This is a genomic window from Methylomarinovum caldicuralii (genome assembly GCF_033126985.1).
Lineage (GTDB): Bacteria > Pseudomonadota > Gammaproteobacteria > Methylococcales > Methylothermaceae > Methylohalobius > Methylohalobius caldicuralii.
On sequence record NZ_AP024714.1, the window covers coordinates 2069015 to 2094578 of the forward strand.

Genomic DNA, 25564 nt, shown 5'->3' on the forward strand with positions numbered 1-25564 from the left:
CGCTCAGCCCTCCAGTTCGTGGGGGAAATACTTGAACACGCAGCGGATGGGATTGGGCGCCGCCTGCCCCAGACCGCAGATGGAGGCATCCGCCATCACCTGACACAGATCGTCCAGGCGCGCCCGGCCCCAGTCGCCGTTTTCCATCAGCAGCGCCGCCTTGGCGGTGCCCACTCGGCACGGGGTGCACTGGCCGCAGGACTCGTCCTCGAAGAACTTGATGGCGTTGAGGGCCAGATCCTTGGCCTTGTCGTGCTGGGAGAAGACCACCACCGCCGCCGAGCCGATGAAACACCCGTAGGGGTTGAGAGTGTCGAAGTCCAGCGGGATGTCGCCCAGGGAGGCCGGCAGGATGCCGCCGGAGGCCCCGCCGGGGAAATAGCCGTAGAATTCGTGGCCGTCGAGCATGCCGCCGCAGTATTCGTCGATCAGCTCCTTGACGGTGATGCCGGCCGGCGCCAGATGCACCCCCGGTTTCTTGACCCGCCCGGAGACGGAGAAGGAGCGCAGCCCCTTGCGGCCGTGACGGCCGAAGGAGGTGAACCAGTCCGGCCCTTTCTCGACGATGTCGCGCACCCAGTGCAAAGTCTCCATGTTGTGCTCCAGGGTCGGACGGCCGAACAGCCCTACTTCCGCCAGATAAGGGGGTCTTAGGCGCGGCATGCCGCGCTTGCCCTCGATGGATTCGATCATGGCCGACTCCTCGCCGCAGATGTAGGCCCCGGCCCCGCGGCGCAGGTGGATCGGCGGCAGCCAGCCCCTGACCGGGGGATCGGCCTGCAGCCTGGCCAGTTCGGTCTGGAGGATCTTGCGCGCCGCCGGATACTCGTCACGCAGGTAGATGTAGATGGCCTCGCAACCGACAACCCGGGCCGCCACCAGCGCCCCCTCGAGGAAGCGGTGGGGATCGGATTCCAGATAATGGCGGTCCTTGAAGGTGCCCGGCTCCCCCTCGTCGATGTTGACCGCCAGATACCGCGGCGCCGGTTGCTTTCTGACGATGTCCCACTTGACCCCGGCGGGGAAACCGGCGCCGCCCAGACCGCGCAGGCCGGCGTCCTTGAGGGAGGCGATCACGGTTTCCGGATCGCGGTGGCCCTCCACCAGCCCCAACAGCAGCTCGTAGCCGCCCTGGGACCGGTAGGCGTCATAGTCGATGTAATCGGGCACCGGCGCCTCGACCGCCTTGGCCTCGACCACCGCCCCCACCTTTTCCGGCGTCGCCCGGTCGATGGGATTCTGGCCGACGATGGCCACCGGGGCGTGCTGGCAGCGGCCCACACACGGCGCCGGCAATACCCGTACCTGATCGCCGAGCCCCTGTTTGAGGGCGTCGATCAGTTCGTGGGCGCCGTTCATCTGGCAGGCCAGGGATTCACACACCCGGATGGTCAGGGGCGGTGGCGGGGTTTCGCCTTCCTTGACGACGTCGAAGTGGTGGTAGAAGGTCGCCACTTCGTACACTTCCGCCTGCGACAGATTCATCTCGTGCGCCAGGGCCCGCAAGTGCCGGGCGGAGATGTGCCCGTAGGCGTCCTGAATCTTGTGCAGATGTTCGATGAGCAAGTCGCGGCGCCTGGGTTCGTCCCCCAGCAACGCCCGGATCTCCTCCAGGGCCTTGAGGTCCACCGGCCGCCCCCGGTTGATCCGGACTTTCTTCTTGCGTGCCTGTTCCGCAGCCATGCGCAGTACCTTTACAGTTGGGTGAAATCAGGGCAAATCTAAACCAAGGGCGCCCTGGAATTCAAATGCTAGTGTTGACTGCTTTGTTTTATTTCACGAAACAATGCGCCTCGGCCTCGGCTTCCGCCTGCTTCAAGCGCTCGCGCAGCACCTTGGACTGGGGCGGATCGCGGAACACCCCGCCGCGCTCGCCGGGCATCGATTTCAGGTTCTTGAACACCTGCGCCTCGGAATAGGTCTGATAGTCGAGGCGTTTGGCCACCTCGTCCGCCTTGCAGCTGCAGTGGTAGAGGTTGTCGTAGTTCTGCCCCCCGTGCTCGCGCATGCACTGGAACACGTATTCCACGCGCGCCTGGGTGGGCCAGTCGTTGACCGGCTGCGGCGCGGGGGCCGCTTCGGCCTGCACCTTGGGACCACCGGACTGTGAGGCGCAACCGGCCAGCAGCGCAAGACCGATCAGCAAGGCGGAACGACGCATCGACACTCCCATGACTTCTCCTTGACGTGAATGGTTGGGATACAATGAACTCCAGGAATTCTACCACCGATCCGCGAGGCAGCGTCATGGCAGAACCGGCGAAGCGTCTGGCAACCTACGAGGATCTGTGCCGGGTCCCGGAACACCTGGTGGCCGAGATCATCGACGGCGAACTGCTCGTCCACCCCCGCCCGGCGCCCAAACACGCCCGGGCCGCCTCTTCCCTCGGCATCGAGCTCGGCTCCCCCTTCGACAAGGGCAGCGGCGGCCCCGGCGGCTGGTGGATCCTCGACGAACCGGAGGTCCATCTCGGCGCCGACGTGGTCGTGCCCGACCTGGCGGGCTGGCGGCGCGAGCGGCTGCCCCGGCTGCCCGACACCGCCTGGTTCGAAACCGCGCCCGACTGGGTCTGCGAAGTGCTGTCGCCGGCCACCTACAAAACCGACCGCAAGCGCAAGATGCCCCTCTACGCCCGCCACGGCGTGTTCTGGCTGTGGCTGGTGGATCCGGAGACCCGCACCCTGGAAGCCTACCGCCGCCAGGATGACCGGTGGCTGCTGCTCCACACCTTCGCCGATCAGGACCCGGTGGCCGCCGAGCCGTTCCAGGCCGTCGCCTTCGGCCTGGGAAGCCTCTGGGCCGATTAGACCGCGATCTCGTTGAAATCCCGCACCTGACGGTGACGGGCGCCCTCATCCGGCGCACCGTCGCGCACCAGTTGCACCGTCTCCATGCCGGCTTCACGGGCGGCGTCCAGCTCCTCAGGCACATCCGACAGGAACAGGATTTCCGCCGGCGGCAGGCCGATGGCCGCCGCAATCTTGCGATAGCTTTCCGAATTGCGCTTGGGCCCGGTGCGGGTGTCGAAATAGCCGGAGAACAGCAGCGTCAGATCCCCGTAAGGGGTGTGGCCGAACAACAATTTCTGGGCCGGCACCGAACCGGAGGAAAAGACGTACAGATCCAACCCCCTCTCCTTCCATTCCCGAAGCTTCGCCGCCGCATCCTCGTAGACGTGGCCCTGAAAGTCGCCGCGCCGGTACCCGGCCTCCCAGATCATCCCCTGCAATGCCTTGAGGGGCGGCGCCTTTTCGTCCCGGTCGCTCCAGGCTTCCAGCTGGGCGATGACCTCGTCCAGGGAAAGATCCCGGCCAACGATACGGCGGACCTCGTCCAGAAGTTCCCGCACTTCGGGCGCGTTTCGCTGCGCCCGCACGAAATCCGCCAGACGCCGGCGGGCGTAGGGAAACAGCACGTCCTTGACGAAGCTCAGGGACGAGGTGGTCCCTTCGATATCGGTGAGGATGGCGCGGATCATGCCCCGACCTTGGCCAGCCAGTCCTCCAGTCTGGGGAAACGCGCGGCGATGTCGCTGCCGGTGTAATCGGCCTGCCAGCCCTCCGGGGTGGTGAACAGGCGGATGCACTTGAGCTCGGGACGCGCACCCATGTCGAACCAGTGACGGGTGCCGGCGGGGACGCTGATGAGATCGCCGGCCTCGCACAGGACGATGTGGACCCGATCGTCAGGATGGAGATAGAACAGCCCCCGGCCGCCGACGAAGAAACGCACCTCGAAGTCGCTGTGGGTGTGCTCGGCCAGGAACTTGGCCCGCAGCGCCTCGCGGTCGGGATGGTCCGGGGTGACGGCGATGACGTCGGCGGACTGGAAGCCGTATTGCCGCTTCAGGCGCGCCACCGGTTCGGCGTAGGCGGCCAGGATGGTCTCGGGATCGGGATCGGCCGGCAGGGGTTGGCCCGCCTCCCAGCGCTCGAACAGCACGCCGATCCGGTCCAGACAGGCGGCGATTTCCTCGGGATCGGTGATCTTTTCGAACGGCTCGAAGCCGGTCTCGGGGGAAACGGTCAACAGACTCATGATCTTACTCCGTACAGTCTTACTTCACAGTCGAACATGAATTCCAGCGCTTCCACCGCCGTCAGCGCCGCCGCCACGCTGCCTCCCCAGGCGTAGAAACCGTGGCCGGCGATGATGTAGGCGTGCAGGCGGCGGTGACGCTCGATCCACTGATCCACCTTGCGTGCCAGCCGCGGGATGTCCTGGTCGTTGGCGAAGATCGGCACCACCAGGCGGTGGGCGTGGGTGTCGATGCCGTCGAGGGCCTTGAGCAGCTCGTGGTCTTCCAGCACCAGCTCGCCCTTGAACAGGCGCGAGGCCAGCACCGCCGCCGGGGAATGGGGATGGAGCACGGCGCGCACCTGGGGAAAGCGGCGGTAGATCCCCAGATGCAGGCCGGTTTCCGCCGACGGACGGCGGCCGTCGAGGGAACGGCCCTCGGCGTCGATGCGCAGGATGTCGCCGGCCGTCAGCCTGCCCTTGTGGCGGCCGGAGGCGGTGATGGCGATGGTGCCGTCGTCGAGACGGGCGGAGAAATTGCCGCTGGTGGCCGGCACCCAGCCGCGGCGGTACAGTTCCCGCCCGGCCTCGACCAGTTCGGCGGCGAGGGTGTCGAAGTCGCTCATGGCACTTGCAGGTTGTCGATCAGACGGGTCCGCCCCAGCCAGGCGGCGGCCAGGATCATCAGGGGCCGGTCGTCTGGCCCGGCTTCCCCCAGATCGGGGCGGCGGATCTCGAAATAGTCCGGCCGGAAGCCGGCTTCCTCCAGGGATTCCCGCTGGCGGCGGCACAAGGCGGCAAAATCCCGCTCTCCTGCGGCGATGGCGTCGCGGGCCTGACACAGGCTGCGGTAGAGCAGCGGCGCCCTGGCCCGCTCCTCGGGGGTGAGGTAGCCGTTGCGGGAACTCAGCGCCAGACCGTCGGCTTCGCGCACGATGGGCACGCCGACGATCTCCACCGGGAAATTGAGGTCGGCCACCAGGCGGCGGATCACCTGAAGCTGCTGGTAATCTTTCTCGCCAAAAACAGCCACATCCGGCTGGACGATATTGAACAGCTTGGCCACCACGGTGGCAACGCCGCGGAAATGCCCGGGACGGCTGGCGCCGCAGAGGATTTCGGTGATTCCCGGCACCTCGACGAAGGTGGATTCGGCCAGGGGACGGGGATAGATTTCGGCCACCGGGGGGGCGAACACCAGGTCGGCGCCCCGCGTCTCCAGCTTGGCGCAGTCCGCCTCCAGGGTGCGGGGATAGCGGTCGTAGTCCTCGCCGGGACCGAACTGGAGCGGATTGACGAAGATGCTCACCACCACCCGGTCGCTGCAGCGGCGGGCGGTGTCCACCAGTTGCAGGTGACCTTCGTGCAGGTTGCCCATGGTGGGCACCAGGACGATGCGCTGCCCTGCCCGGCGCCACTCCTCCAGGCAGGCACGCAGGTCGGCGATGCGGTCAAACCGGCGCATCGGCGTCTCCTGTCGCCAGGCTGAAATCCACCCCTTCGTACACCGCCGCCAGGGCGCAGCTGAAATCGACGCTGGCCAGCTCCAAGCGCGCGTCTTCGCCGGCGAAACTGAACAATTCCCAGCGGCCCTGATCGTTGCGGCGGAACACGTCCACGGCGTAACGACGCGGGTCGGCCAGCACGTATTCCCGCAAAGAGGCAAGCCGCCGGTACCAGGCGAACTTCTCCCCGCGGTCGAAACCCTCGGTGGTCGGCGACAGCACCTCGATCACCAGCAGCGGATGATCCTTGAAATAAACCCGCCTGCGGTCTTCGACATCGCAGGTCACCAGCACGTCCGGATAGAAGAACGCCTCTCCCGCGTCGATGCGGACCTTCATGTCGGAGATGTAGGTGCTGCAGGGCGTTCCGCGCAGGTGGGATTGCAGCAGAAAGCCGAAATTCATGGTCAGTCGCACATGGCCGTCGGCCGCCCCCACCATGGCATACACCTGCCCCTGGAGGTATTCATGCTTGACCGGGGCGGTCTTCTCCCCCTCGAGGTAAGCCTGCGGCGTCAGCCGCAGGGATTCGGCGCGTACGGACATCGTTCGCCCTCCTCAGTAGGATTGCTCGGCGGTGGGAAAGCGGCCCTGCCGGACCGCCTCCACGTAAGCGCGCACCGCCTCTTCGATGCCGCCCCCTGCGGCGAGGAAATCCTGAACGAAGCGGGGCGGCCTGCCCTCGAACCACAGCCCCAGAAGATCGTGAAGCACCAGCACCTGACCGTCGCAGTGGGGCCCGGCGCCGATGCCGATGGTGGGCACGGCAACCTCGGCGGTGACCGCCTCGGCCAGGGTTGCCGGGATGCACTCGAGCACCAGCAGATCGACACCGGCCTCCTCCAGCAGGCAGGCGTCCTCCAGCAAACGCTGGGCCGCCTGGGGATCGCTGCCCTGTACCCGGTACCGGCCCAGACGGTGGATCGACTGGGGCAGCAGGCCCAGATGGCCGCACACCGGTATGCCCTCGGCCACCAGCGCCTTCACCACCTCCAGACGCTGGCGGCCGCCCTCCAGCTTCACCATCTGGGCGCCGGCCCGCACCAGTTCGGCGGCGCTGGCGACCGCCTGGTGCGGATGCACATAGCTGGCGAAAGGCAGATCCGCCAGCACCAGGGGACGCTCCAGGCCGCGGCGCACGCAGCCGACGTGATAGGCCATCTGCTCCAGGGTCACCGCCACCGTGGCCGGCCGCCCCTGGACCACCACGCCCAGGGAATCCCCCACCAAAGCGACATCCACCCCGGACCGCTCCAGCACCCGGGCGAAGGTGGCGTCGTACACGGTCAGGCAGGCGATCTTGTCGCCCCGGGCCTTGCGCGCGCGCAGTTCGGGAACGGTGATCGGTGCGGTCATAGGCGCTCCAGCCCCTCGGTGGGGCAACGTCGAACCAGATCGGACAAAGGACCTACATCCGGCACATAGAGATCCGCCGGCGCGATCTCCGCCAGGGGATGGAGCACGAAACAGCGCTCGGCCAGACCGTAATGGGGCACGGTCAGATCCTCGGTGCGGATGCAGGCGCGGCCGTAAAGCAGAATATCCAGATCCAGGGTCCTCGGCCCCCAGCGCTCGCCTTCCCGCACCCGTCCCTGGGCGGCCTCGATGGCCTGGAGCGCGGACAACAATTGCATCGCTGGAAGTTCGGTATCGACCGCCATGACCGCGTTGACGTAGTCGGGCTGATCCTGCGGCCCCATGGGGCGGCTGCGGTAGAGGCTGGAAAAGGCGGCCTCCTTGACCCCTTCCAGGTTGGCGATCGCGGCCCGCGCCCGTTCGAGCTGGCGCACCGGATCCCCGAGATTGCTGCCGAGGCCGATGTAGGCGCGGATCGCGGTCATGATTCGCTGCTCTCTTTGGATTTGGCGCGGCGGCGGGAACGGTGCCGGCGGCGGCCTCGGGCCGGCCCCTGGATCATCTTGCGGCGCTCGCTGTCGCCGGCCTGCTGGAAGCGGGTCCACCATTCGGCCAGCTCCGGTTCGATCTCCCCCGCCTCGCTGCGCAGCAGCAGAAAGTCGTAGGCGGCGCGGAAGCGGGGGTGACTCAGCAACCGCAGCGGCCGGCCGCCCCGGCGGCGCTCGAAGCGGGGCTGCAGGGTCCAGACCTCGCGCATCGGCAGCGCCACCCGCTTGGGAATGGCCACGTGGCGGACCTGGGCGCTGAGCACCTCGCTGGCGGCCTCCTGCACCGCCACCACTGGCGCGACGCCCTCGGCCTGACGCCGCAGCGCTTCGAGACGCACCGGCTCCCACAGCAACGCCGCGTAGAGGAAATAGGGCGTCACCGGCGCGTCCTCGGCCAGGCGGCGGTCGGTGTTCTCCAGCGCCTTGGCCACCAGGGTCAGGGGGAACCCGTCGGGCTGCCGGGCCAGGGCCTTCTCGGTGAGCGGGAACAGGGGTTCGAACAGGCCGTAATGGCGCAGCGCCTCGAAAGTCTGCACCGCACAGCCGGACAGGAACAGCTTGAGAACTTCCTCGTAGAGGCGGGCCGGGGGAATGTCCTCGAGCAGATGGGCCAGACGCGGCAGCAGCGTCTCACAGGACTTATCGAGCACGAAGCCGAGCTTGGTCATGAAGCGGACCGCCCGCAGCATCCGCACCGGATCCTCGCGGTAGCGCACTTCCGGCTCGCCGATCAGGCGCAGCACCCCGGCTTTCAGGTCTTCCATGCCGCCGACGTAATCGACCACCGAGAAGTCGGCGATGTCGTAATACAGGGCGTTGACGGTGAAATCCCGACGCCAGGCGTCTTCCTCGATGGTGCCGTAGACGTTGTCGCGCAGAACCCGCCCGGTTTCCTCCTCCCGGGCCCAGTCCCCCGCCCCTTCCGGGGCGGCGGCGCGGAAGGTGGCCACCTCGATGATCTCGCGCCCGAAACGCACGTGGGCGAGGCGGAAACGGCGGCCGATCAGGCGGCAGTTGCGGAACAGCTTGCGGATCTGTTCCGGATGGGCGTCGGTGGCGACGTCGAAATCCTTGGGTTCGCGCCCCAGCAGCAGATCGCGCACGCAGCCGCCCACCAGACAGGCGCGGAATCCGGCCTTGTGCAGCCGGTACAGCACCTTGAGGGCGCTCGGACTGATCTGGCGCCGGGAAATCGAGTGCTGGGATCGTGGATAGATCCGGGGGCCGGGACGGCCTGCTGCCGGCTTGGACGTCTCGGGTTTCAGGAGTTTTTTGACCAGATTGAGAATCGGCAAGGCTCGTCGTGGCAGGTTGATGTCAAATCCCCATGTTGGCCAATGCCACCATGATGTCGTTGAGGATGGCGGTCAGGCGGGGGTGTTCCACTTCGAAACGGAGCAGTTCCGCCTCCAGCTCCTTCAGCAGGCTGTCATGGCTTTCCTCGCCGCCCGCCTCCAGCTGACGCTCGACCCGCCGGGCCAGATCCCCGAGGCGCTGGCGGGTGGCCTCGTCGGCCTCCAGATTCTCGAGTTCCGCCTGCAGGCGTGCCAGTCCTTCGCTCAAGCGGCGTTTGCTTTCTTCGCTCATAAAGGTGCTCCAGCGTTGCGATGCAGGGAAATCCTACCACAGCCCCAGGCCTGCAGCACCTGAATAAAGGTGCATAAAGGTGCTCGCTGACAGGCTCGGATGCCCTTATAATGCTAAGCTTGCAGTCGGATTTTCAAAAAAAACCGCCATCTTGAGGAGGATGACTACCGATGAACGCCATTTCTGATATTTATAAGATCAAAATCCGTCCCGAGGAGTTCCTGGCCCACCCCGCCCTCACCGCCACCTTCGTGGTCCTGTTCTTCGGTCTCACCTTCGCCCGCCTGCCCGCCCTGCTGTACATGCTCATGCTGGCGCTGGAGGTTTACATCGCCATGTTCTTCGGTGGCCGTTTCGCCCAGGGGGACCAGGGCAGCGAGGCCGGCCCCGTCCAGGGCCAACCCAGCGAAGAAACCTCCTGATTCAGGTAATGCCATGGAATTCAGCCTTCACACCGCAAGCCCAAGCAAAAAACCCACCGACTGTCTGATCGTCGGGGTCTACGACAAACGCAAGCTCACCCCCACCGCCCAGCTTGTGGACGAGGCCACCGACGGCCGCCTGGGCAAGGTGCTCAAGCGCGAGGACTTCAAGGCCAAGCCCGGCGACACCCTGCGCCTGCCCCAGCTCGACGGCTGCCGCGCGGAACGGATTCTGGTGGTCGGCCTGGGCAAGAAAAAGTCGCTCGACGCCAAAAAATACGCCAAGGCCCTCGACGGTGCCGCCAAGGCGGTGACCGGGATGCCGGTAAGGAAGGCCCTGTGCGCCCTGCTCGATGCCACTGTCTCCGACCGCGATGCCCGCTGGCAGGCCCGCCAGATCCTGCAGCGCTTCACCGACGCCACGTACCGCTTAACCGAGCTGAAAAGCGAACCGGGCGACCTGCCCGCCCTGGACCGGATCGATCTCCACCTGGAGGACAAGACCTGCAGCGATGCGGCCGAAGGCGGCGCCCGCGAGGGGCTGGCCATCGCCGCCGGCATGAAGCTGACCAAGGATCTCGGCAACCTGCCGGGCAACCTCTGCACCCCCGCCTACCTGGCGGAACAGGCCCGGAAACTGGCTGACCGCCACGGCAAGATCACGGCGACGGTGCTGGAAGAGGGAGACATGGAAAAGCTGGGGATGGGGGCGCTGCTGGCGGTTTCCCGCGGCAGCTGCCAGCCGGCCAGGCTCATCGTCCTGGAGTACCGCGGCGGCAAGGCCAAAGACCAACCCGTCGCTCTGGTGGGCAAGGGGCTGACCTTCGACGCCGGCGGCATCTCCATCAAGCCGTCCCAGAACATGGACGAGATGAAGTACGACATGTGCGGCGGCGCCAGCGTGCTCGGCACCTTCGAAACCGTGGCGCAACTGGGGCTGCCCATCAACCTGGTGGGCGTCGTCCCCGCCTCGGAGAACCTGCCCGACGGCAACGCCCTCAAGCCCGGCGACATTATCAAGAGCCTGTCCGGCAGGACCATCGAGGTGCTCAACACCGACGCCGAAGGCCGCCTGATCCTCTGCGATGCCCTCACCTACGCCGAGCGTTTCCAGCCGCAGGTGGTCATCGACATCGCCACCCTGACCGGCGCCTGCATCGTCGCCCTCGGCCGTCACGCCTCGGGGCTTTTGGGCAACGACGACACGCTGTGCCGGCAACTGCTCGACGCCGGGGAAACCAGCCTCGACCGCGCCTGGCAACTGCCCCTGTGGGAGGAATACCAGGAACAGCTCAAGTCCAACTTCGCCGACATGGCCAACATCGGCGGTCGTGAGGCCGGCACCATCACCGCCGCCTGCTTTCTGGCCCGCTATGCCGAAAACTTCCGCTGGGCCCATCTGGACATCGCCGGCACCGCCTGGAACACGGGCCAGAACAAAGGGGCCACCGGACGCCCGGTGCCGCTGCTGACCCAGTTCCTCCTCAACCGGATCGAATGACCCGGGTCGATTTCTACGTCCTGCCGGGCGCCGACGCCAGCGCCCGGCGGGTGTTCGCCTGCCGTCTGGCGGAGAAAGCCTGGAAGGCGGGGCACAGGGTCTTCATTCGCGTGAACGATACCGCCGAGGCGGGTATTCTGGACGAGCTGCTCTGGACCTTCCGCCAGGGCAGCTTCGTTCCCCACACCCTGGCGGACAATTACCCCAACGATCCGCTGGCAGACGTATTGATCGGCACCGGCGCCGCGCCGGAGGCCTTTCACGATTTCCTCATCGACCTCGCCCCCGGCGTGCCGGAGGACTGGGCCCGGTACCGGCGCATCGCCGAGATCGTCGATCAGGACGAGGCGGTGCGTCAGGCCGGGCGGCAAAAATACCGCTTCTATCAGTCCCAGGGCATGGAACCGTCGACCCACAAGATCGACTGAAGAAATGAAAACGAAACTGCATTTCCTGCTGCTTCTTCTGTTGCTGGCACCGGCGCTGCCCGCCGGCGAGCGCCTGCGCCTGGCCACCACCACCAGCACCGACAACACGGGTCTGCTGGCGGCCATCAATGCGGTCTTCACGGAGCGCACCGGCATCGCCGTGGACGTGATCGCCGTCGGCACCGGCAAGGCGCTGAAACTGGGGCGGAACTGCGACGTTGATGCGGTGCTGGTGCACGCCCCCGAAGCCGAGAAGGCGTTCGTCGAGGCCGGTTACGGCATCGACCGTCTGGCGGTGATGCACAACGATTTCGTCATCGTCGGCCCCAAAGGCGATCCGGCCGGCGTCCGCCGGGCCAAAACGGCCGCAGAAGCCCTGGGCAAAATCGCCCGGGCACAGGTGCCCTTCGTCTCCCGCGGCGATGATTCCGGCACCCACAAGAAGGAAAAACAGCTGTGGCGACAGGCTGGCATCGAACCGCAGGGAGCATGGTACTATTCCATCGGTCAGGGCATGGGGGCGGCGTTGCAGGTTGCCGAGGAAAAACAGGCTTATGTCCTCACCGACCGCGGCACCTGGCTGGCGATGCAGGACAAGCTGCCGGATCTGACCGTCGTCTTCGAAGGTGACCCGGCGCTTTTCAACCCCTACCACCTCATCGCCGTCAACCCGAAACGCTGCCCCAACGCCGACTTCGAGACAGCGATGCAATACGCGGCCTTCCTCACCGGCCCGGTGGGGCAGAAGCTGATCGCAAATTTCAAGGTCGGCGGCAGACCACTGTTCCATCCCGACGTACTGCCCTAGCGGCGCTTCACCTTGCCGCTGGGGGTGAGGGGGATCGCCGGCACCTGCCGCAGCCGCTGGGGCACCTTATAGGTCGACAGGCGGTCGCGGCAGAAATCCCGCAGCGCCTCGGCATCCAGCACCGCTCCGGGGCGGGCGACCACCTCGGCGCAAACAATCTCCCCCGTCAGGGGATGGGGCTCGCCATAAACCCGCGCCAGGCCGACATCGGGATGGGCGCCCAGGATCGCCTCGACTTCCTCGGGAAAGACCTTGTTGCCGGCGACGTTGATCACATCCTTCTCGCGCCCGCAGACCACGAGACGGCCATCCTCCCGCAGCCGGGCCAGATCCCCGGTGAGGAACCAGCCGTCCGCCAACACGGTTTCCGCCGGCTGCCAGGGGTTCAGGTAGGCATCGAACAGCCCCGGCCCGCGAAGCGCCAGACGGCCGCTCTGCCCCGGCGCCACGGGCGAGAGACGATCGTCGAACAAGGCGGCCTCGAATTCGGCGATGGGATAGCCGACCGTCTCCGGATCGGCTGCCGCCGAAAGCCGGTCGATCAGGGGCAGACCCGCTTCGATCACCCCGTAGGCCTGCACGACGGGAATGCCGTGACGGGCGGTGAACGCACGGGCCACAGCCGGGGGGATGGCCGAGGAAGTCGATATCACCATCTTCAGGGTCGAAAATGCCCCCTGCGGTGCGGCCGTCAGCATCCGGATCGGCATGGGGGAGGCATACAGCAGCGTCGCCCGATGGCGGTTGGCCGCCTCGGTCAGATGGTGCGCCAGCAGATCCCGGGCCAGGACGATGGCCGCCCCGCTGCGGATGTACACCAGGATGGTCACCAGAAAATGAAACGCCATCGGCAGAATCCAGAGGACGGCGTCCTCCGGGGTCAGCCCCAGCGCCCGGCGCGTCACCTCGACCCGCTCCAGGATCCGCCGGTGGGAGAGCACCACCCCCTTGCTCCGTCCCGTGGTCCCGGAGGTATAGCGGACGAAGGCCGCATCCGCCAGCGGGGTCACGGCCCGGTCCGGGGGCACGGCGGTCCGGGAAAAGCGCCACCGGCCGTCGGCTCCGGGCAACGGCCCGCCTCCCGGCAGCGGCTCGATGCCGTGGCCGTCGTCGAGAATCCCGTGCAGACCGGTGTCCTGGAGGATCCGGGCGATCTCCGCCGCCTTCAGCTGATGCGACAGCGGGAAGACCGTCGCCCCACACCCCATCCCGGCGAACATGGCAGCGACGAAATGGCGGCTGTTGCGCCCCATGATTCCCAGGCCCATGCCCGGCCCCATGCCGGCCTGCAGCAGAGCGGCCTTCAAGCGCCGGCTGTCGCGATACAGCTCCGCATAGCTCACCGCCCCCTCGGCATCCAGGATCGCCGGCCGCTCCGGCCAGGTTTCCGCGGCCAGGGCGAGAATCTCCTCGACCGACTTCATCCCACCACCTGCCTGCGGCGGACGGTTTCGATGCCTGCGCGCCAGTCTCCGCGCTGCAGCCGGGCGGCCGCCAGATCGCCGGCGGCGTAACCGGTCCCCAGACAGGTGCCGATGACCCGCGCCGACGCCATCGCCATTTCCGTGGCGGAAAACCCGCGCCCGGCGAAGAACAGATTGTCGAAATCCCGGGAAACCAGCGCCGGCGCTGGAATCAGGTAATGGTCGTCCATGGCGAAACAGCGCATCGTCGGCCGGCGCCCCGCGCTCCAATGCTCCACCGGCCAGGCGCCGCAGGCCACCCCGTCCTCCGGCTTGGCGGCCGCCAGTACGGACGCTTCGTCCAGCACCGCCAGCCCCCGGGGGCGCGGACCGGAGCGGACGCCCAACTGGGGCGCCATGGCGGCGATCCGCAGGCCAGCCAGGGCGACATCGCTGCCCCGCAGGTAGCGAACGATGTCGTGGCAGAAGGCCCGCGCCGTCAGCTCGGCCCGGGTGCGATCCCCCACGCCGGGCAATCCCAGTTTCAGCAGGGCGGAATCCCGCACCTGCGAGCCCGGAACCAGGGACAGGCGCTCGCATATTGGTTTCAGCCGCCCCTGCGCGACGCCCCGGCGCAAGGCCCGAAGCAATACCAGGGTCAGCGCCGATTCCGGCACTTCCGGCAGACCGGCGACCCGGAACACGAAGGCGTCGGCCTGGGGCTGCGATCCTGGCAGACAGGCGGCTCCCGCCAGCCGGGACACCAGGGCCTCCCCGCTGCAGTCGACCACCACCTGTGGGTGAAGCCGGAAGACCCCATCGGCACCATGAACCTGCAGGCAGGCGATGCGCCGCCCGTGGCATTCCACGCCGGCCACTGAACTGTGAAGCCGCAGCTGGACCCTGTGGCGCTGCAGCCATGCGCACGCTTCCTGATGGAAGGCCTCCACCGCATAGGGCAGGAAATACAGTCCGTCTTTTCCCGCCACCGGCGCGGTTTCGGACGCCGCCGCCAGACCCTCGGCGAAGGCGCGGGCGAACCCCCGGACCGCATAACGCGGCCCGCCCTCACTACGGTAATACAGGCCGCACACCGTCCCCACCATGGCGCTGCTCGCCAGGCCGCCGACGAAACCGTAGCGTTCCAGCAGGACCACCCCCAGCCCTGCCTCCGCCGCCGCCACCGCCGCGGCGATACCGGCCGCCCCGGCACCGACGACCGCCACGTCACAACCGGCCTGTTTCATCCCCGAGCAGCCTCCGTTTCAGGCCCGCCGGCAGCAAATCGGCCTCCCCGGCCGCAATAACCCCGTCCATCCAGGCGAAGCTGATCCGCAACGCGCCCCGAAAGCGGCTGAACACGAAGGTCAGGCCCGGCGGATGGACGTTGGGAGGATAATGGCAGGCATCGAGCAGCGGCAAACCGAACAGCGCCTGGCAACCGGGGAGCATCTCCCCCGTGTCGGAAAAAGAGCAGGTGCTCATCAGCCCCTGGGTCGGCGAACGCAGCAGCGCCCGGTACCAGGGGGCGGGCAGACGCTGCAGCAGTCCCATCATCGTCGCATAATACGCCGCCATCCCTGAGCGGATGAACGCCTGCGCCTGCGCTGACAGCACGCCCGTACAGCGGGCCAGGTCATTCAGCGCCGCGGCGGGAATGCGGTAAAACAGGAAGCTGACCTGATTGCCCACCAGCGGACCGGCCGCACCGCGGCGGCGTAGGTCCTGGGGGACCGGTACCAGGGCATCGGCCGGCTCACCGCCCCGCTGCCGCTGCAGCTCAGCGAGCGCACCGGCGACGGCCGCCAGATGGAAGGCACTGGCGAGCACCCCGGCGCCGTGGGAACGCGCCCGTTCCCGGATGCATTCGCTTTGCCGGGAGGAGAAGCGCAACACCCGGTAATGCAACGCCCCGGCGGGTGCATCCGGCCGGTGCAGCGCCAGGAAGGGCGGTTTGGATGCCTCGTACAGCGCCGTTTTCATCCCCCGGGCGATCTCGCCCCGCTCCCGCAGCGACAAGCCGCAGCGCCCGGGCGGCTGCCACGGCAGCGGCCGCGCCTGGAGATGCCCACCTAGCCAGGAGACCAGAAACTCGCCGCCGTGGGCGTCCATCAGCGCATGGTGCCAGGTGAAGACCAGGCGGGAAAGCCGCCCCCCGAGGTGCAGCAGGTCGATCTTCAGGGGCGGCTCCCGCCCGACGTCCAGGGGCGGCGCCACCAGGGACGGCGGGACGGGCGCCCCTTCATCCAGCGTATGCGCCTGGATGGCTGGCAGACGGGCGTCTCGCCGCCATTGCCAGCGGCTGTAGCCGAAAGGCCGCCGCACCAGCCGCAGCCGGGCCAGCCAGCGGTAGACGGCATCGCGCTCCAGGCGACGCTGCAGCATGTCCCGCTCAAGACGGCCCTCCAGGGTCACGGCGAAGGTGCACACGTTGGCCAGGCCCCTTTGCCGCATCGAACCGTCCAGCTGCAGCAGGAAATGGTCGATGGGATTGAGCGGGATGCGCCGCGGCAGCGCGGCGTCGATGTCAGTCATCCACGGGCAGATGGGCGGCGCAATAATGGCTGAGGGCGGCGACGCTGGCGAGATGCTCCGGCACCAGCGCCTCCGGCGGCAGCACCAGGCCGTAACGGCGTTCGACGAACAGAATCAACTCCATCAACGCGAACGAATCCACCCCGATGTCCTCCAGCGGCGTCTCCGGCGTCACCGCCACGCCGGGAGCCAGAATCCGCTCGTGCAGGAATTCGCACAACTCGGCGGCGATGGTCTCGGTCTGCATCTTCTTCCTCGATGAAGGTTTCAATGGATGCGGTATTTCCCTGGATCCCGGCCGTAAAGGCCGAAACGCGCATCCACCAGAAAGCGCAGCAGTCCCAGGTTGAAACGGTCGGTGGTCGCGGCGCCGATCACGATGGCGGCGATGCGCCGGCTGACCCACGGCAGCAACAGCCGGCCGGCCAGGCCATCGGCCATCTCCCGGCCGCGCTCGATGCTGGTCATCAGGCGGCCGTCGTAATAATAACCGACGATTTCGAACCAGGCGCGCAGATGGGCCTTGACCGCCTGCTCATAGCGCGCCAGCGGCACGCCCTCACCCAGGGCCTGCGCCAGCTGATAGGCGCCCTTCATGGCCACCAGCAGACCGCTGGAGAACACCGGGTCGACGAAGCCGGCGGAATCCCCCAGCATTACCCAGTTCTCCCCCACCAGGCGGGAGGAAAGGGATTGGTAATTGTCGAAACGCAACACCGGCGTCAGGCGCCGGGCTTTGGGCGCCAGTCGCCGCAGCACCGGATCGGCCCGCAACAGACGGTCGTACTGGGCATCCGGCGAATCGCCATGCCCGTCGGCGTATTCCCGGGGTACCACCAGACCCAGCGACACCCGCCCCGGCAGCGGGATGCGCCAGCACCAACCGCGGTCGATGCGGTCGTTGTGGACGTAACCGGGATCGACCAGCTCGGTCTCATCCACATGGGCGAACAACGCCACATCCCGCCGTGGTCCCGGCTGCATGGGGATATCCAGCGCCCGGCCGACAAGATTGGCGCGGCCGGTGGCATCGACGATCAGATCCGGCCCCTCCCCCTCCCAACAATCCGAGGCAGCCTGTAACGAGTCCTCATCGAGACGGACCCGGTCGCCCCCGTCCAGCCGCGTCAGCCGCACCCGGCGTTCGATCAGCCGCGCGCCGGCCCTGCGGGCGTTCTCCAGCAGGACGGCGTTGAAGCGCGCGCGGACCACGTTGTAGGCATATTTGGGAGTGCCGGGCGGATTGTCGGCGAAGCGGAATGCGAAAACTTTGTCGGCGTCGTAGGTGTCAAGCCCCGGCTGATCGACATCATCAACGAGCGCTTCGGTGCGGAATTGACCGAGGCCGACCAGCTCTTTTTCGACCAGATCGCCGAGGCGGCGGCCCAGGATGATGCGTTGCGCGATGTGGCAAAAGCCAACCCCCTGGAAAAGTTTCAGCTGGTTTTTCAGCAGGCACTGGAATCACTGTTCATCGAGCGCATGGAGCTGAACGAAGAGCTGTTCTCGGAATTCATGGGCAACCAGGAGATGCAGAATCTGATCGCCAAGACGCTCGGCAGCCAAGTCTATACCCGTCTACAGCGCCACAATGACCGCTGAGGGAAGTCCTATGCGTATTGCCCCAGGGATTCATCTTGAGAGGGGGAAATATTCCGGTAGCCTTCCCCCTGTCCATCTTGGACAATACCCCGATGCTCGCCCGTTTCAGCCTCAAGACCCGGATCAACCTCGTCATCGCTGCCATCCTGCTGGTCATCACCCTCATCGGCAGTGGCCTGGTCATCCGCCACGTGCGCGAGTCGGTGGCCGGGGAAACCCGTTCGGCCCTGCAGCTGGCCCGGGAGATGGTGGAAGCCAGCCACCTGCAGGGACCCCTGCCGGACGAACAGGCCGCCGCCTGGCGGGCAATGCTGGAACGCCTGGGGCAGTTGCGTCACGTCCGCCTGTTCATACTTCGGGACGGCACACCCCTGCCCCCGTCCCCCTCCCGGCCGCCCCCTGACGTGCCGGTCTGGTTCGCCCGCCTGGTGGAGCCGCCGCCGGCCATCCTGGAACAGGCCATCCCCACCCGACAGGGCGGGGTGCTGCGGGTGCGGCTGGTGGCCGATCCCGCCGACGAAATCGCCGAAGCCTGGGAGGAGACCCAATTGTTCCTCGGCCTGATCCTGTTCCTGGCCGGCGGCTGTTTCCTCGCGGTGTACCAGGTGCTGGGACGCGCCTTCCAACCGGTGGAGGCAGTGCTGACCGGGCTGGTGGCCCTGGAGCGGGAAGCCTACGACCACCGCCTGCCGGACTTCCCCCAGCCGGAGTGGAACCGCATCGCCCGGGCCTTCAACCACTGCGCCGAGGTGCTTCAGCAGACCCGCCACGACAACCGCAGCCTGACCCGGCAACTGCTGAAGGTGGAGGAGGAAGAGCGCCGGGCCCTGGCGCGGGAGCTGCACGACGAGCTGGGGCAAACCCTGAGCGGCATCAAGATGCTGGCCCAATCGATCCGGAACAACCCCCAGGCCGAGGCGGCCGAGCGCGCCGCCGGGCTGATCGCCGCGCAGGTCGATCACCTGTTCGCCCTCCTGCGCGCCATGATCCACCGCCTGCGCCCCCTGATGCTCGACGACCTGGGGCTGTGCGCCGCCCTCGACGCCCTGACCGACGGCTGGCGGCAAAAACACGCCGGCATTGCCATCGACCTGCGCTGCGATCCCGCCGTGGAGCGGCTGGCGGCGGAACACCAGATCCACGTTTACCGCATCGTCCAAGAGGCCCTCACCAACGCCTTCAGGCACGCCCGTCCCCGGCAAATCGCCATCCGCCTGGAACCCCGTCAGGACTGGCTTCGGATCGAGATCCGCGACGACGGCGCCGGCGCCGAACCGTCCCGGCTGCAGCAGCGGGGATATGGCCTTCGGGGCATGCGCGAACGGGCGGAAAGCTTAGGAGGCCGTTTTCAGGTGACCACCGCGCCGGGAGCGGGATTTACGTTGACGATTCTGCTGCCTTTCGAGGAGGAGGAGGCCCATGACCATCCGTGTCATGCTGGCGGATGACCACGCCGTGGTCCGCGCCGGCCACCGGTTTCTGCTGGATCAGAGCGACGACATCCACATCATCGCCGAGGCCGAGGACAGCGACGGCGCCTACCGGGGCTATTTCGCCCACCGCCCCGACGTGCTGGTGCTCGATCTGTCCCTGCCGGGCGCCGGCGGGCTGACCGTCATCCGCCGTATCTGCAGCCGCGATCCCGAGGCCAAGATTTTGGTGTTCACCATGCACGAGGAAGCCCTTTACGCCAAACGGGCCCTGGAAGCCGGCGCCAAGGGCTACATCGCCAAGAACGCCGATCCCGACATCCTGCCGGCGGCGATCCGCCGCATCGCCAGGGGGCAGATTTACGTGCTCGACGCCATCGCCGACCAACTGGAGAACCGCAATCTGGGCAACGGCGACCCCGGCAGTCCGCTTGCCCGCCTCACCCAGCGGGAATTCGAGATCTTCTGCCTTGCCGCCCAGGGACTGTCGGTACCGGAGATCGCCGCCCGGCTGTACATCAGCCACAAAACCGCCGCCAATCACATGACCCAGATCAAACGCAAGCTCGGGGTCGCCACCCTCGGCGAACTGGTGCGCCTGGCCTATCGGCACAACCTCGCCACCGATTGACACCTTCCACTTGGGCGACCGACAAGCGACAATAACCGGCGATTTTCAAACGATCACAAAGGAGGCCCAAAATGCTGTATGCCCGACCCAACACCGATGGGGCAAAGGTCAGTTTCCGCCCCCGCTACGACAACTACATCGGCGGCCAGTGGACCCCGCCGGTCAAGGGGCAGTACTTCGAGGACGTCACCCCGGTCACCGGCCAGCCCTTCTGCGAGGTGGCCCGTTCCACGGCCGAAGACGTGGAAAAGGCCCTCGACGCCGCCCATGCCGCCAAGGATGCCTGGGGCAAGACCCCGCCGGCCGAACGCGCCAACCTGCTGCTCAAGATCGCCGACCGCATGGAAGAAAACCTGGAGGCCCTGGCTGTGGCGGAAACCTGGGACAACGGCAAGCCGATCCGTGAGACCCTGGCCGCTGACATCCCTCTGGCCATCGACCATTTCCGCTATTTCGCCGCTGCCGTCCGCACCCAGGAGGGCGCCATCAGCGAACTGGACGACAGGACCGTCGCCTACCACTTCCACGAGCCTTTGGGCGTGGTGGGCCAGATCATCCCCTGGAACTTCCCCCTGCTGATGGCCGCCTGGAAGCTGGCCCCGGCGCTGGCGGCGGGTAACTGCGTGGTCCTCAAACCGGCCGAGCAGACCCCGGCCTCCATCGGCGTCTGGCTCGATCTGGTGGGGGATCTGATCCCGCCCGGGGTGGTCAACGTGGTCCAGGGCTTCGGGGTCGAGGCTGGCAAGCCCCTGGCCCAGAGCCCCAGAATCGCCAAGATCGCCTTCACCGGCGAGACCACCACCGGGCGCTTCATCATGCAATACGCCTCGGAAAACATCATCCCGGTCACCCTGGAGCTGGGCGGCAAGTCCCCCAACATCTTCTTCGAAGACGTGATGACCAATGGCGAGGAATATCTCGACAAGGCCCTGGAAGGCTTTACGATGTTCGCCCTCAATCAGGGGGAGGTCTGCACCTGCCCGTCGCGGGCCCTGATCCAGGCCTCCATCTACGACGACTTCGTCCCCCGGGCCATCGAGCGCGTCAAGGCCGTCAAGGTGGGCGATCCCCTCGACACCGAAACCATGATGGGGGCCCAGGCCTCCAGCGAGCAGAAGGAGAAGATCCTCTCCTACATGGACATCGCCCGCCAGGAAGGGGCTGAATGCCTGGTGGGCGGCGGCCCGCTGGAAATGCCCGGGGACCTGGCCGGCGGCTACTACATCCAGCCGACCGTGTTCAAGGGCCACAACAGGATGCGCATCTTCCAGGAGGAGATCTTCGGCCCGGTGCTGGCGGTGACGACCTTCCAGGACGAAGACGAAGCCCTCAAGATCGCCAACGACACCCTCTACGGCCTCGGCGCCGGGGTCTGGACCCTGAACGCCAACCGCGCCTACCGCACGGGACGGGGCATCCAGGCCGGGCGGGTGTGGACCAACTGCTACCATCTCTACCCGGCCCACGCCGCCTTCGGAGGCTACAAGCAGTCCGGCATCGGCCGCGAAACCCACAAGATGATGCTGGACCACTACCAGCAGGTAAAAAACCTCCTGGTGAGCTACGACACCAAACCGCTGGGATTCTTCTAAGGCATCCATCCCGACCCCGGCCCCGCCGGGCTCTTTCCTTTTCAGGAGGTGAGACCATGACCGAAACCGTCCCGCGCGTGATCGCCACCGAGGCGGCCCTGGAACTGATCGAAAAGCTCAAGGGAAAACACGGCCCGCTGATGTTTCACCAGTCCGGCGGCTGCTGCGACGGCTCCTCGCCCATGTGCTATCCCCAAGGAGAGTTCAGGGTGGGCGAGCAGGACGTGCTGCTGGGGGAGATTGGCGGTTGCCCCTTCTACATCAGCCGGCCCCAGTTCGAATACTGGCAACACACCCAGCTCATCATCGATGTGGTGCCCGGACGCGGCGGCATGTTCTCCCTGGAGGGGCCGGAGGGAGTCCGCTTCCATACCCGCTCGCGTCTGTTCACCGACGAGGAGCTGCAGCGCCTGCACCCGGTGGACGCCCCGCCTTAGGGAACATCTGCGCCTTCCGGTCTTCCAATGGCAGAGATACCGGAACCCACGAGAGGAGGACACCTGATGAGTCCCGGAACCGTTCGCCTTCTGACCCTCTTCTTCCTGCTGTTCATGGTGGCTTTCAGCTTTCTGCCGGTCCCTGGCACCACCCTGATCATGCTCTACGTGGTGCTGTTCCGTCCCCGCTGGTTCAAGCGCCTGGTGGACTTGATCTATGGGGAGGCAGGGCAACCTGCGCTCCTGGCGGCATCGACCTATGACGTCCCACCGGAAAAGAAGGATAAAGACCGGGACACTCGGCAGGGTAACGCCGAAACCCCCTGACGAGGCTTTACGGAACGGAACTCAAGGCGTTTTTCCGCAGGATGCGGAACTGGCGCCAATCCCCCTGCCGCGGCGCCTTCATCTCGGCGGCGTAAGTCTCAAGCTCCTCCAGGGAGCGGAAGACAGGCTGGTCAGCACGTTGCTGCGCTGTCCCAGCCAGCCGGCACCGTCGACAGGTTCCATGGAGACGAAATAGCCCTGCTCACGGTAGTCGCAGGGCAGCAGGGCCTATCCCTTAAGCTGGCGCCAGATGTTCTTGGCCACGTGACGCCCCTTGCGGATCGCCACCTGGGCGCTCAGGACGTTGCTGCCTTCGCCGTCAAGGAAAAATCCACCCGACAACAGGTCTCCGGGCGGCGGATACGCTCGTGCAGCCGAGTACGGATGACATGATGGGAACGGGCATCGAGCAGGGTGAGATCGGCCTCGGGAAGCCGCTCCCGCAAGGTCACCAACGCCGCAAGACCGGCGAAACCGCCGCCGATCACCGCGATCCTGGCCATCGAAACGCACCGTTACGGGTCGAGGAAAAGACTGTCATCGTTGTTACAGGTTGTACAAAATCGGAGGGGTTATTGTACACCTGCCTTTGAGAATGTAAAATTCCTGTACAAAAAACGATTAAAGGCGGGCTTTCATGACGAAGACAGGCCCAATCGCGGTGATCGGCGGTGGTGTTGCCGGCTTGGTCAGCGCCTGGCTGCTGGCAGAGCGCTACCCGGTCACCCTGTTCGAGCGCAACGACTACCCCGGAGGACACACCTGCACCGTGGAGGTGCCCGGTCCAGGAGGATCGCTGGCGGTGGATACCGGTTTCATCGTCTACAACGTCCCCAATTATCCGCGCCTGACCCGGCTGTTCGCGCATTTGGGAATCGAATTCCTGCGGCTTTGGGAGTATTATCTGGCCTACTGTTACGCCGGTTTTGTCACCGGCAAGGTGGATGTCAACGCTTTCGTCCTGACCTGCCCTTGGACCAGCGGATGTCACTGCCACAACTGCTCGCTTACGGGCTGCCGGGGCTGCCTTTGGCCGTATTGGGGCTGCCGCTGTACGTTTACCTCGCCACCTTCTACGCCCGCGACCTGCTGCTGGGAACCGGGACCGTGGGCGCAATCCTGCTTGTGGCGCGGCTGTTCGACGTGGTCACCGACCCCCTGGCGGGTTATGTGAGCGACCACTGGCCCCGGCAGGACTGGCGCCGCCGCGGACCCATGGTGCTGGGCATGCCCTGGCTGCTGCTCGGCATCTGGATGCTGTTTCTTCCCCCGCCCGGGATCGGCGGCGGCTGGCTGCTGCTGGGGACGCTGCTGGCCTATCTGGGCTGGACCCTGGTCAGCATTCCCTATGCCGCCTGGGGCGCGGAGCTGAGCGACGACTACCACGAACGCAGCCGGCTGGCGGCCAGCCGGGAGGGCTTTCAGGCCCTCGGCGTGCTGCTGGCCCTGGTCCTGCCAACTTGGGCCGGCATCGCCGAGAACGCGGGCGCCAGCCTGCGGCTGCTGTTCTTCGCGGTGCTGCTGACCCTGGTGCCCACGGTCCTTCTCGCCGTCCGCCTGCTGCCGGAGTCGGTGCAGCTTTTCGGGGGCCGGCTTTCATGGCCGGACTGCGTCTCCTTGGCGCCAACCGCCCCCTAAGGCTGCTGCTGATCGCCTACCTGGCCAACGGCCTGCCGGCAACGCTGTTTCTGCTGTTCGTGGGGGAACGCCTGCAGAACCCCGAGGCCACAGGGCCGCTGCTGATCCTGTATTTCGGGGCCGGGGTGGCGGCGCTGCCGGCCTGGCTTTGGCTGTCGCGCCGGATCGGCAAGCACCGGGCCTGGGCGGTGTCGATGGGGCTGGCGGCCCTGTCCTTCGTGCCCGTGCCCTGGCTTGGGCCGGAAGATTTCTGGATCTTCACCGTCACCGTCGCCCTCACCGGTCTGACCCTGGGAGCCGACATGACCCTGCCGACAGCGATGCAGGCCGACGTGGTGGACGTGGACACCGCCGGGGGCGGCGGCGGCCGGGCCGGGCTGCTGTTCGGCATCTGGGGGATGGCGACCAAGCTCGCCCTGGCTCTGGCGGTGGGGATCGCCTTCCCGCTGCTGGGGCTGGCCGGCTACGACCCCACCTTGCAGGCCCAGCCCCACGCCGCCCTCACCGGCCTGGGTTTCCTCTATGCCGGATTGCCGGTGCTGCTCAAACTCCCCTGCATCCTTATCGCCTGGCGCTTTCCCCTGGACGCCGCCGCCCAAGCCCGGCTCCAGACACAGATTCACCGACAATACGATCGCGGAGGTGCCGATGAAACCCCTTAAGCTGACCCTGTTTCTGCTGCTGGCGCTTCTGGCAACGTAGTGCATTGGAATTCCTTGGAGCATTCCGGCGGATGCAGCGGGGACTGGTATGATGATCGAACCGGATTCAAGAGGAAAAACCATGTTGGAAAATCCCGAAAACTGGCTGACGCTGGGCGTCGCCGCGCTTGGTCTGGTCTTCGCCGGGTTGTTGGCCCTGGCCCGGCTGGCCTCCGCCTCGCCCGATCTGGCACCGGCGGACGGCAAGCTACCGCCCTGCCCCAGCTCCCCCAACTGCGTCTCCAGCCAGGCCGATCCGAGGGACGAGACCCACTACTTGCCGCCGCTGCGCTTTCAGGGGGATCCAGGGGCCGCGTGGCAACGTCTGGAGGCGATCGTGGCGCGCCAGCCGCGGGTGACGGTCCGCAGCCGCCGGCCCGGCTATCTCCACGCCGAGTTCCGCTCCAAGATTTTCGGCTTTGTGGATGACGTCCAGTTCCTGCCCGACCCCGAGCGGCGGCTGATCCACTTCCGCTCGGCATCGCGCGCCGGCTACAGCGACCTGGGAGTCAACCGCAGGCGGATCGCGGCCATCCGCGCCGCGTTCCAGGAGGCTGCCCCGTGATCCGCCTCAGCTACATCAGCCAGGCGGCGCGGGCGTTCGGCGACGAGGAACTGGACGCCATGCTGGAAAAATTCCGCGCCAACAACCGCGCCCGCGACATCAGCGGGGTGCTCTACCAAGGCAACGGCATGTTCATGCAGGTGCTCGAGGGCCCCAAGGAGGCCGTGGAGGAGACCTTCCGCCGGATCCGCAAGGACCCGCGCCACCACGACGTGCACCTGATCGAGAAGACCCCGATCGAAAAACGCCGCTTCGGTGATTTCGGCATGGCCTTCAACCGCCTCAGGGACGAGGATTTCCGCACCCTGGCACAGGAAATGGGCGCCTCCGAGAAAATTCTGAAGCGCCAGCAGACCCTCATCGAGGGAATGTCGCATAAACTGAAGGAGGAGGCCGACAGGCGCGCCAGCCACATGGAGCTTCCCCTGCACCACGAGGACCGCCTGATCCGCTCGCTGCACCACGTGATCCACGTGGCAGTCAAGGGGCTGGCGGTGCTGATGACCATGGTGATCGTCTGAGGGGTCTTC

At 66.7% G+C, this 25564-nt stretch carries 32 protein-coding genes and 1 pseudogene; 16 read left to right on the forward strand and 17 right to left on the reverse strand.

Annotated elements, in window-relative coordinates; genetic code table 11:
• Positions 1 to 3: 3 nt before the first annotated feature.
• On the reverse strand, positions 4 to 1683 hold the full coding sequence (locus tag MCIT9_RS10530; RefSeq protein WP_317704844.1) for an NAD(P)H-dependent oxidoreductase subunit E: 1680 nt from the start codon (positions 1681 to 1683) through the stop codon (positions 4 to 6).
• Between the two features lie 88 nt (positions 1684 to 1771).
• Positions 1772 to 2161: a hypothetical protein gene (locus tag MCIT9_RS10535; protein WP_317704845.1), complete on the reverse strand. Its 390-nt coding sequence runs from the start codon at positions 2159 to 2161 to the stop codon at positions 1772 to 1774.
• Positions 2162 to 2247: 86 nt separating this feature from the next.
• Between MCIT9_RS10535 and MCIT9_RS10540 the strand changes: the two genes are divergently transcribed.
• On the forward strand, positions 2248 to 2808 hold the full coding sequence (locus MCIT9_RS10540; RefSeq protein WP_317704846.1) for a Uma2 family endonuclease: 561 nt from the start codon (positions 2248 to 2250) through the stop codon (positions 2806 to 2808).
• Here the strand turns inward: MCIT9_RS10540 and mtnC are convergent.
• The 9 genes from mtnC to MCIT9_RS10585 are packed head-to-tail and all read right to left on the reverse strand — an operon-like array spanning position 2805 to position 9014.
• A complete protein-coding gene (gene mtnC, locus MCIT9_RS10545; protein WP_317704847.1) occupies positions 2805 to 3479 on the reverse strand; it encodes an acireductone synthase in 675 nt (224 codons plus the stop codon). The genes MCIT9_RS10540 and mtnC overlap by 4 nt on opposite strands.
• Positions 3476 to 4039 carry a 1,2-dihydroxy-3-keto-5-methylthiopentene dioxygenase gene (locus MCIT9_RS10550; protein ID WP_317704848.1) on the reverse strand — a complete coding sequence of 188 codons (564 nt, stop codon included), beginning with the start codon at positions 4037 to 4039 and terminating at the stop codon, positions 3476 to 3478. The genes mtnC and MCIT9_RS10550 overlap by 4 nt, the downstream gene beginning before the upstream one ends.
• A complete protein-coding gene (locus MCIT9_RS10555; RefSeq protein ID WP_317704849.1) occupies positions 4036 to 4644 on the reverse strand; it encodes a methylthioribulose 1-phosphate dehydratase in 609 nt (202 codons plus the stop codon). The genes MCIT9_RS10550 and MCIT9_RS10555 overlap by 4 nt, the downstream gene beginning before the upstream one ends.
• Positions 4641 to 5483: a pantoate--beta-alanine ligase gene (panC, locus tag MCIT9_RS10560; RefSeq protein WP_317704850.1), complete on the reverse strand. Its 843-nt coding sequence runs from the start codon at positions 5481 to 5483 to the stop codon at positions 4641 to 4643. The genes MCIT9_RS10555 and panC overlap by 4 nt, the downstream gene beginning before the upstream one ends.
• The gene (locus MCIT9_RS10565) at positions 5470 to 6069 is read right to left on the reverse strand and encodes a Uma2 family endonuclease (RefSeq protein WP_317704851.1); all 600 of its coding nucleotides are present in this window, start codon (positions 6067 to 6069) and stop codon (positions 5470 to 5472) included. Before MCIT9_RS10565 ends, panC begins: the two co-directional genes overlap by 14 nt.
• 12 nt (positions 6070 to 6081) lie before the next feature.
• Complete coding sequence (gene panB / locus MCIT9_RS10570; protein ID WP_317704852.1) at positions 6082 to 6879, reverse strand: 3-methyl-2-oxobutanoate hydroxymethyltransferase; 798 nt, start codon at positions 6877 to 6879, stop codon at positions 6082 to 6084.
• Complete coding sequence (gene folK, locus MCIT9_RS10575; protein ID WP_317704853.1) at positions 6876 to 7364, reverse strand: 2-amino-4-hydroxy-6-hydroxymethyldihydropteridine diphosphokinase; 489 nt, start codon at positions 7362 to 7364, stop codon at positions 6876 to 6878. Before folK ends, panB begins: the two co-directional genes overlap by 4 nt.
• A complete protein-coding gene (gene pcnB, locus MCIT9_RS10580) occupies positions 7361 to 8722 on the reverse strand; it encodes a polynucleotide adenylyltransferase PcnB (RefSeq protein WP_422880177.1) in 1362 nt (453 codons plus the stop codon). The genes folK and pcnB overlap by 4 nt, the downstream gene beginning before the upstream one ends.
• A 22-nt stretch (positions 8723 to 8744) precedes the next feature.
• Positions 8745 to 9014, reverse strand: a complete 270-nt coding sequence (locus MCIT9_RS10585; RefSeq protein ID WP_317704854.1) for a DUF4404 family protein — start codon at positions 9012 to 9014, stop codon at positions 8745 to 8747.
• Between the two features lie 170 nt (positions 9015 to 9184).
• Here MCIT9_RS10585 and MCIT9_RS10590 point away from each other — a divergent pair, with 170 nt between their 5' ends.
• The 4 genes from MCIT9_RS10590 to MCIT9_RS10605 are packed head-to-tail and all read left to right on the forward strand — an operon-like array spanning position 9185 to position 12173.
• Positions 9185 to 9436 (forward strand): hypothetical protein, encoded by a 252-nt coding sequence (locus tag MCIT9_RS10590; protein WP_317704855.1) that lies wholly within the window; start codon positions 9185 to 9187, stop codon positions 9434 to 9436.
• Between the two features lie 13 nt (positions 9437 to 9449).
• The gene (locus MCIT9_RS10595) at positions 9450 to 10937 is read left to right on the forward strand and encodes a leucyl aminopeptidase (RefSeq protein WP_317704856.1); all 1488 of its coding nucleotides are present in this window, start codon (positions 9450 to 9452) and stop codon (positions 10935 to 10937) included.
• The gene (locus MCIT9_RS10600) at positions 10934 to 11365 is read left to right on the forward strand and encodes a DNA polymerase III subunit chi (protein ID WP_317704857.1); all 432 of its coding nucleotides are present in this window, start codon (positions 10934 to 10936) and stop codon (positions 11363 to 11365) included. The genes MCIT9_RS10595 and MCIT9_RS10600 overlap by 4 nt, the downstream gene beginning before the upstream one ends.
• Positions 11366 to 11369: 4 nt before the next feature.
• Positions 11370 to 12173 (forward strand): ABC transporter substrate-binding protein, encoded by an 804-nt coding sequence (locus MCIT9_RS10605; RefSeq protein WP_317704858.1) that lies wholly within the window; start codon positions 11370 to 11372, stop codon positions 12171 to 12173.
• Here the strand turns inward: MCIT9_RS10605 and MCIT9_RS10610 are convergent.
• Genes MCIT9_RS10610 through MCIT9_RS10630 form a run of 5 tightly spaced genes read right to left on the reverse strand, consistent with a single transcriptional unit; the run spans position 12170 to position 17566 of the window.
• Positions 12170 to 13597, reverse strand: coding sequence for a class I adenylate-forming enzyme family protein (locus MCIT9_RS10610; protein WP_317704859.1), 1428 nt, complete (start codon positions 13595 to 13597; stop codon positions 12170 to 12172). The genes MCIT9_RS10605 and MCIT9_RS10610 overlap by 4 nt on opposite strands.
• Positions 13594 to 14823, reverse strand: a complete 1230-nt coding sequence (locus MCIT9_RS10615; protein ID WP_317704860.1) for an FAD-dependent oxidoreductase — start codon at positions 14821 to 14823, stop codon at positions 13594 to 13596. The genes MCIT9_RS10610 and MCIT9_RS10615 overlap by 4 nt, the downstream gene beginning before the upstream one ends.
• On the reverse strand, positions 14804 to 16111 hold the full coding sequence (locus tag MCIT9_RS10620; RefSeq protein WP_317704861.1) for a hypothetical protein: 1308 nt from the start codon (positions 16109 to 16111) through the stop codon (positions 14804 to 14806). Before MCIT9_RS10620 ends, MCIT9_RS10615 begins: the two co-directional genes overlap by 20 nt.
• Positions 16104 to 16358 (reverse strand): phosphopantetheine-binding protein, encoded by a 255-nt coding sequence (locus MCIT9_RS10625; RefSeq protein ID WP_317704862.1) that lies wholly within the window; start codon positions 16356 to 16358, stop codon positions 16104 to 16106. The genes MCIT9_RS10620 and MCIT9_RS10625 overlap by 8 nt, the downstream gene beginning before the upstream one ends.
• 20 nt (positions 16359 to 16378) lie before the next feature.
• Positions 16379 to 17566 carry an NAD(P)/FAD-dependent oxidoreductase gene (locus MCIT9_RS10630; RefSeq protein WP_317706739.1) on the reverse strand — a complete coding sequence of 396 codons (1188 nt, stop codon included), beginning with the start codon at positions 17564 to 17566 and terminating at the stop codon, positions 16379 to 16381.
• Here MCIT9_RS10630 and MCIT9_RS10635 point away from each other — a divergent pair.
• From MCIT9_RS10635 to MCIT9_RS10660, 6 genes are all read left to right on the forward strand, one after another.
• A complete protein-coding gene (locus MCIT9_RS10635; RefSeq protein ID WP_317704863.1) occupies positions 17447 to 17713 on the forward strand; it encodes a hypothetical protein in 267 nt (88 codons plus the stop codon). The two genes, MCIT9_RS10630 and MCIT9_RS10635, sit on opposite strands and share 120 nt — an antisense overlap.
• A 92-nt stretch (positions 17714 to 17805) precedes the next feature.
• Positions 17806 to 19161, forward strand: a complete 1356-nt coding sequence (locus MCIT9_RS10640) for a sensor histidine kinase (RefSeq protein ID WP_317704864.1) — start codon at positions 17806 to 17808, stop codon at positions 19159 to 19161.
• On the forward strand, positions 19133 to 19774 hold the full coding sequence (locus MCIT9_RS10645; protein ID WP_317704865.1) for a response regulator: 642 nt from the start codon (positions 19133 to 19135) through the stop codon (positions 19772 to 19774). Before MCIT9_RS10640 ends, MCIT9_RS10645 begins: the two co-directional genes overlap by 29 nt.
• Before the next feature lie 71 nt (positions 19775 to 19845).
• Positions 19846 to 21366 (forward strand): aldehyde dehydrogenase, encoded by a 1521-nt coding sequence (adh, locus tag MCIT9_RS10650; protein WP_317704866.1) that lies wholly within the window; start codon positions 19846 to 19848, stop codon positions 21364 to 21366.
• A 56-nt stretch (positions 21367 to 21422) separates the two neighbouring features.
• Positions 21423 to 21803 carry a DUF779 domain-containing protein gene (locus MCIT9_RS10655; protein WP_317704867.1) on the forward strand — a complete coding sequence of 127 codons (381 nt, stop codon included), beginning with the start codon at positions 21423 to 21425 and terminating at the stop codon, positions 21801 to 21803.
• A gap of 66 nt (positions 21804 to 21869) precedes the next feature.
• A complete protein-coding gene (locus MCIT9_RS10660; RefSeq protein ID WP_317704868.1) occupies positions 21870 to 22130 on the forward strand; it encodes a hypothetical protein in 261 nt (86 codons plus the stop codon).
• A gap of 296 nt (positions 22131 to 22426) precedes the next feature.
• On the opposite strand, the gene MCIT9_RS10665 is transcribed toward MCIT9_RS10660, so the two are convergent.
• On the reverse strand, positions 22427 to 22633 hold the full coding sequence (locus tag MCIT9_RS10665) for an NAD(P)-binding protein (protein WP_317704869.1): 207 nt from the start codon (positions 22631 to 22633) through the stop codon (positions 22427 to 22429).
• Between the two features lie 134 nt (positions 22634 to 22767).
• On the opposite strand from MCIT9_RS10665, the pseudogene MCIT9_RS10670 reads away from it, so the two are divergent.
• From MCIT9_RS10670 to MCIT9_RS10690, 5 genes and pseudogenes are all read left to right on the forward strand, one after another.
• Positions 22768 to 23019, forward strand: a pseudogene (locus MCIT9_RS10670) (FAD-dependent oxidoreductase); the annotation flags it as partial.
• Between the two features lie 95 nt (positions 23020 to 23114).
• On the forward strand, positions 23115 to 23768 hold the full coding sequence (locus tag MCIT9_RS10675) for an MFS transporter (RefSeq protein WP_317704870.1): 654 nt from the start codon (positions 23115 to 23117) through the stop codon (positions 23766 to 23768).
• Positions 23729 to 24430 carry an MFS transporter gene (locus tag MCIT9_RS10680; RefSeq protein WP_317704871.1) on the forward strand — a complete coding sequence of 234 codons (702 nt, stop codon included), beginning with the start codon at positions 23729 to 23731 and terminating at the stop codon, positions 24428 to 24430. The genes MCIT9_RS10675 and MCIT9_RS10680 overlap by 40 nt, the downstream gene beginning before the upstream one ends.
• A gap of 121 nt (positions 24431 to 24551) precedes the next feature.
• Positions 24552 to 25034: a DUF1499 domain-containing protein gene (locus MCIT9_RS10685; RefSeq protein WP_317704872.1), complete on the forward strand. Its 483-nt coding sequence runs from the start codon at positions 24552 to 24554 to the stop codon at positions 25032 to 25034.
• Entirely contained in the window at positions 25031 to 25555 is a 525-nt protein-coding gene (locus tag MCIT9_RS10690; RefSeq protein ID WP_317704873.1) for a BLUF domain-containing protein, read from the forward strand. The genes MCIT9_RS10685 and MCIT9_RS10690 overlap by 4 nt, the downstream gene beginning before the upstream one ends.
• Positions 25556 to 25564 lie beyond the last annotated feature (9 nt).